This window comes from Deltaproteobacteria bacterium (assembly GCA_019309045.1).
In the GTDB taxonomy this organism is placed as follows: domain Bacteria; phylum Desulfobacterota; class Syntrophobacteria; order BM002; family BM002; genus JAFDGZ01.
In genome coordinates this window covers 1-4443 of sequence record JAFDGZ010000192.1, presented here as the reverse complement: position 1 = coordinate 4443, position 4443 = coordinate 1, and the positions used below count along the sequence as shown (strand labels likewise).

Below are 4443 nucleotides of genomic sequence, written 5' to 3'. Positions count from 1 at the left end.
GCAGGTTGAAGGGAACATAAGCCCACAATTCAGTGCCGAGTTCAAAGCCGCCAGTATCAGTAAAGGGGTTGCCATCACCGTCAGTATCGTTTTTATCGTAACCCTTCCAGAATTTCTTGGTAGCCGGATCGAAAAAGCCGGCATTGAATGCGTGCAGCATGCCATCATTTGCCCCTGCATAGACAACATTTCGCCTGTGTCTGTATTTGGCATAATAGTCCCTATAACTCTGATCTCTATAAAGCAGGTCGTAATTTTCACCAGGGCGACCTACCAGAGTGGGGGTTGAATGAACAGCATCGCCCAGACGCCAGGTCTCTACAGTGCCGTCGCAGTCATAATCTGCCTTTCGGCTTCTCATGGCGGGAATCACCGAGGAGGTCCCAACCGAAGAATCTTCCTGGTCCTGACCTCTAATATAGTTGATTTCACGTACGCTTTGGGCGTTCAGAAAAGCACTGTAATCGGCAACATCGATACCAGGTGGTGGTGATGCAGCACTGTAGGCAAAGGGATCAAAAAGATGGAGATAAGGTGAAATCGCAGCAGCGTTTGCCTCGGTAAAGGCCACCTGTTCGCTGCCATCAAATTTGGCCACCATATCTCCATCAGTATCCAGGAAAGTAAAAATGTATCTGTTCTGGCTGGGTGTACCGTAGGTTCGCTGGCTGGGTATATTCGCATCTGGTATTTCGTTCAACCAGTTGTTCGAACACCAGAGATAATCTACTTCAGTCAGTGGAGTCTGCTCGACGCTTCCCAGAATAGTGTCTACATCAAAGTCGAGCTTGCCGTTGTTGTTGGTGTCAGTGAATCCCTCACCAGGCTCGAGCCTGCCGTTGCCGTTGCTATCAGGAAACTTGTAAGCATAGTTGTTGTGAAAGATAATAATCTTGTCTGCCTGCAGATCGAGGGTGCGATTATTGTTGGTATCTTCCCTCATATTGCCGTAGGCATCCACTAGCAGGGCATGCACCTGTCCCACCCAGCTTATTTCATAAGAGTCCGGATTGCTGCAGTTGGAGTCGTTGAAGCTGGGATAGAAAATCGATTGATAGACGGCACCTTCACCGGCCCTGGCATTGGATATCACCGAGGCAGCGGTTCCGGATGACACCCGTTTGAAGATCTCCAGGAAGATGCTGTTCAATGTCTGGGAAAGCTCAGCAGCGTCAGAGGCGAGATAGGCATGTCCATTGACATCGGTGCCTCCAGCCACAGCTATATCATCCAGCTTGGAACCAAGGCCTGGGGGAATGGCAAAACCGAGTACGAAGGTTTGAATGTCAAAGGGATTGGCGAAGCCGGCCACAGTGGTGGTGCGGAGCTGCTGCACCTCGTTTACTACTTCCGGGAGCAAGGTGTCGGCGTCGGCTGTGGCGCCATTCTTGTCAACACTCGGCAAGCCATCGGTTACCAGGACGACAAAATTCTTCTGACACCAGTACTCTATAGGGGATGGCTGCGGTCCGCCCTGATTGGCTGGCAGATTCCCTTCAAAATAGAGGCGGGCAGACTCCAGTGTACCAGCAATAGGTGTCAATCCAGCATTTCTAATAGGAGTGTCCAGATCATTGTTGGGATGGTCTGCTGGGTTGGTGGAGAAGTTGCAAGTATCGAGTTTCTGCTGCAGTGAAACGAGATGGGCGCTGGTGGAATCCGCTACAGGTACGTGGAGGAATCCTTTGCCAGGACTGGAATTGGCAAACCAGGTAGGACCAGTGTGCACCCAGGAGAGCTGCTTGCCGAATTCTGTGAAGCCCGCAGCAATATCTTCATCAGTGGGGATGAAGGTAGTGTTGAACCAATAGTTGGTGTAATTATAGGGTGGACTCTCGATTACACCTGCGGCCAGACCAAGTGGTGGATCGCTGAGACCAGTTTTTGCGGTGTAGCAGCGATAGTGGTCATTGCTGCTGTTGCCGTCTTCGGTGAAGTCAGAAGAGTAGCAGAAAGCATTGTTCAGGCTGCCAGAGCTATACATGGGCAGGGCCTGATCATAGTAAATATAGTGACCTGCATCTGACGGATTGGGATAGCGCATGGTATTGACGGTGTCGTCTTTAGGTGCAAATGTGCCGTTTGGGTCATAGGTGGATGGATCATAGGCGCAGTAATAGAAGCTGTTGTGCAGTTCGTAGCGCTGAATATTCGTCTGCTGGTATGACATAAGTCCTATGCGCATTCTATCAGCATTGGCCTGGATAAGAGAAAGTATTGCCTGTCGGGCAATTTCAGACCTGCTGTTTGTCGCGCCACTGCCAACCGCATTGCCGACCACGTCTTCATCCATGCTGTTGGAGTTATCGAGAATAACCAGCACATTTGGAGTAATCGACTTGGAGACATATGGGGGAAAGGAGTCATAATCAGCATTCTGCTCGGCAAAGATTGAGGTAGGAAACAATAAAGTTGCAACCAGAACAGTGACAAGAAAGGCAGCTGCCATGTCTGAATATTTTTTGTAATTTGTCATAGAAAATAAACGGTATTTCATAACACCCTCCATAAATGGAGTCGAAAGAGACAAGACTAAATTTATCGTACTATTATTCTTATTAGTTTATTTTTCTCATAAAAAAGATTGACACTAGGAGGAGTACCGGAGAATCCTGCATGTAGATCTGAAATAGCTGTTTCATTTATGAGCTCTACCGAAGAGGTAATAATAAATACACCAGCTGTTGTATAGATTTTATCTCCTTCAAGTTTTAAGAATAATATTGTCTTCTGAAAATTCGTCTCACTAGTTTGCTCTTGTTTTGAAATATCACTCATATTACCAATGGTAATCGCGGTACTTTCTCCCTGTGTAACTAAAATTAGAATGAAAACTACAATAAAGACGATAATGTAATTTGCTTTGTTATCTTTCATAACCGAACTCCACTTTCTGGTAATATTGCTTCTCTCTATTTCGCCGGTCGGCAAAGTTGAGTGTGACAAAAAGCAGCATGATGCCGATGATCGATACAATTACTACCAGCTCCACTACAGTGAAGCCTGACTGCCGCCAGGAGCCAGACACACGCTCCAAGCTGAGCCCCTGCGGTGGCCCTGCTGGCTCTGCTCTAAACCGTTCTGCTAACTGTGTGAATGCCATGGCAACACTCTTTCCGCTAAGTTGATGGAAAATCTCAGCACGTTGTGCACAGACTTTTGAGCAAAGGATATGCCAGAAGGAAAGGGGGGCAGGCGGTCGACACAAGAAGACAGCAAAAACGAAAACATTTTTAAAACCAGGGCGTTATGGTTATGATGATAAAGGACGGTACTGGCCATTCATAGCCACACCATCAGAGATGAACCATAAAAAGTTTTGAAGGTCTTAAAAATTTTTATAGCCAGAATGATAGATTTTGGGCCAGGCCGGTCATGGCGAGGTAAGATGGCCCCGATATGCCTGCCAGAGGAGGCCAGGGGCGTGTCAATAATTGAGTATGAATTGAGTATGTCTTGCGTTATGGTAGCGTGATAAACCACCGCTGCAGGGCTGGCCTCAACCACAAGGTTTCATCTGGAGAAGTGTTCATACCAGGGCTGACTTGCGCTGCTATCGGCCCATGGCTGAACTGCGGCGGCCAGAATCGCTGCTGCACCAAGAGCTGAATAAAAGGCAATATGTGATATCCGCATTGCTAGAGCTTTCAAAAAAAACAGCGGCGGAAGAGGTTTCTTCCAGCCGCCGTTCTTTGCAAGTGCAGAGGCTTGCTACTCCATGAGCAAGGCCTCTGAGAGTTGGTGTGGACCTGCACAGTCGGACATGCCAAGATCGTTTTCCGCACTCAGGGATATTTCTGAAAAGAAGGATGCCAGAGAGACCTGGAAGGTGAGAGTTACATTGCCGCTGCCCTGCGGCATTGTTACCTGGGTATAATCAGTGCCGTCTGCACAGTCTCCTGAGGTGAAAAGATGTACCAAAGATCCAGCCTCTGCTCTGACTGTCAGTTGGTATTTGTCTTCACTGCCAAAAAAAGACCGAGTTGCTGAACCATCGTCAGCCAATTTTACAATAGATTCTAACACTGGAGGTGGGGGCACATCGTTGCCTACTTCATTTTCAGTTTCGCACTTCACCACCAGCGGCTCTGCCAATCTAGTCACTCTTCGAGGATACACCTTTACTTCAGTTTGACCACTGCCCATGCCCTCAGTAGATTCTACGGCAAGGTCATAAGTTCCCCTGGGGACGTTGTAGATTTTAAACGTGCCCTCTGCATCAGTGATGGCAACAAAGGATGCCCCTGCAATGAAGACTTTTGCCCCTTCTACCGGGATGGTAATGTCTTCTTCGCAAACCACTGTGCCGGTAATGTCGCCGCTGCGAATCAGGCGCGCCCAGGGATGCACTCTCTCCATGTCCTGGGCACTCCTCCTGTAGTGTCTTTCCCAGCCTGTATGCCACCAACCAGCAGAAACGCTGGAGGCAAAAAAGAGCAGCAA

4 protein-coding genes are annotated in these 4443 nt (G+C 48.3%); all 4 read right to left on the bottom strand.

Annotation, left to right across the window (positions count from 1 at the left end; translation table 11 throughout):
- The coding region (locus JRI89_17635; protein MBW2073054.1) for a hypothetical protein at positions 1-2497 on the bottom strand (2497 nt) is incomplete at its 3' end.
- A 41-nt stretch (positions 2498-2538) separates the two neighbouring features.
- Complete coding sequence (locus JRI89_17630) at positions 2539-2877, bottom strand: hypothetical protein (protein MBW2073053.1); 339 nt, start codon at positions 2875-2877, stop codon at positions 2539-2541.
- Positions 2867-3103 carry a type II secretion system protein gene (locus tag JRI89_17625; GenBank protein ID MBW2073052.1) on the bottom strand — a complete coding sequence of 79 codons (237 nt, stop codon included), beginning with the start codon at positions 3101-3103 and terminating at the stop codon, positions 2867-2869. Before JRI89_17625 ends, JRI89_17630 begins: the two co-directional genes overlap by 11 nt.
- A 608-nt stretch (positions 3104-3711) precedes the next feature.
- Positions 3712-4359: a carboxypeptidase regulatory-like domain-containing protein gene (locus JRI89_17620; GenBank protein MBW2073051.1), complete on the bottom strand. Its 648-nt coding sequence runs from the start codon at positions 4357-4359 to the stop codon at positions 3712-3714.
- Positions 4360-4443: the final 84 nt, after the last annotated feature.

Coding starts and splice junctions, on each gene's coding strand:
- JRI89_17625 (MBW2073052.1), bottom strand. CDS start 3,103: ATGGCATTCACACAGTTAGCAGAACGGTTTAGAGCAGAGCCAGCAGGG.
- JRI89_17620 (MBW2073051.1), bottom strand. CDS start 4,359: ATGGAGAGAGTGCATCCCTGGGCGCGCCTGATTCGCAGCGGCGACATT.
- JRI89_17630 (MBW2073053.1), bottom strand. CDS start 2,877: ATGAAAGATAACAAAGCAAATTACATTATCGTCTTTATTGTAGTTTTC.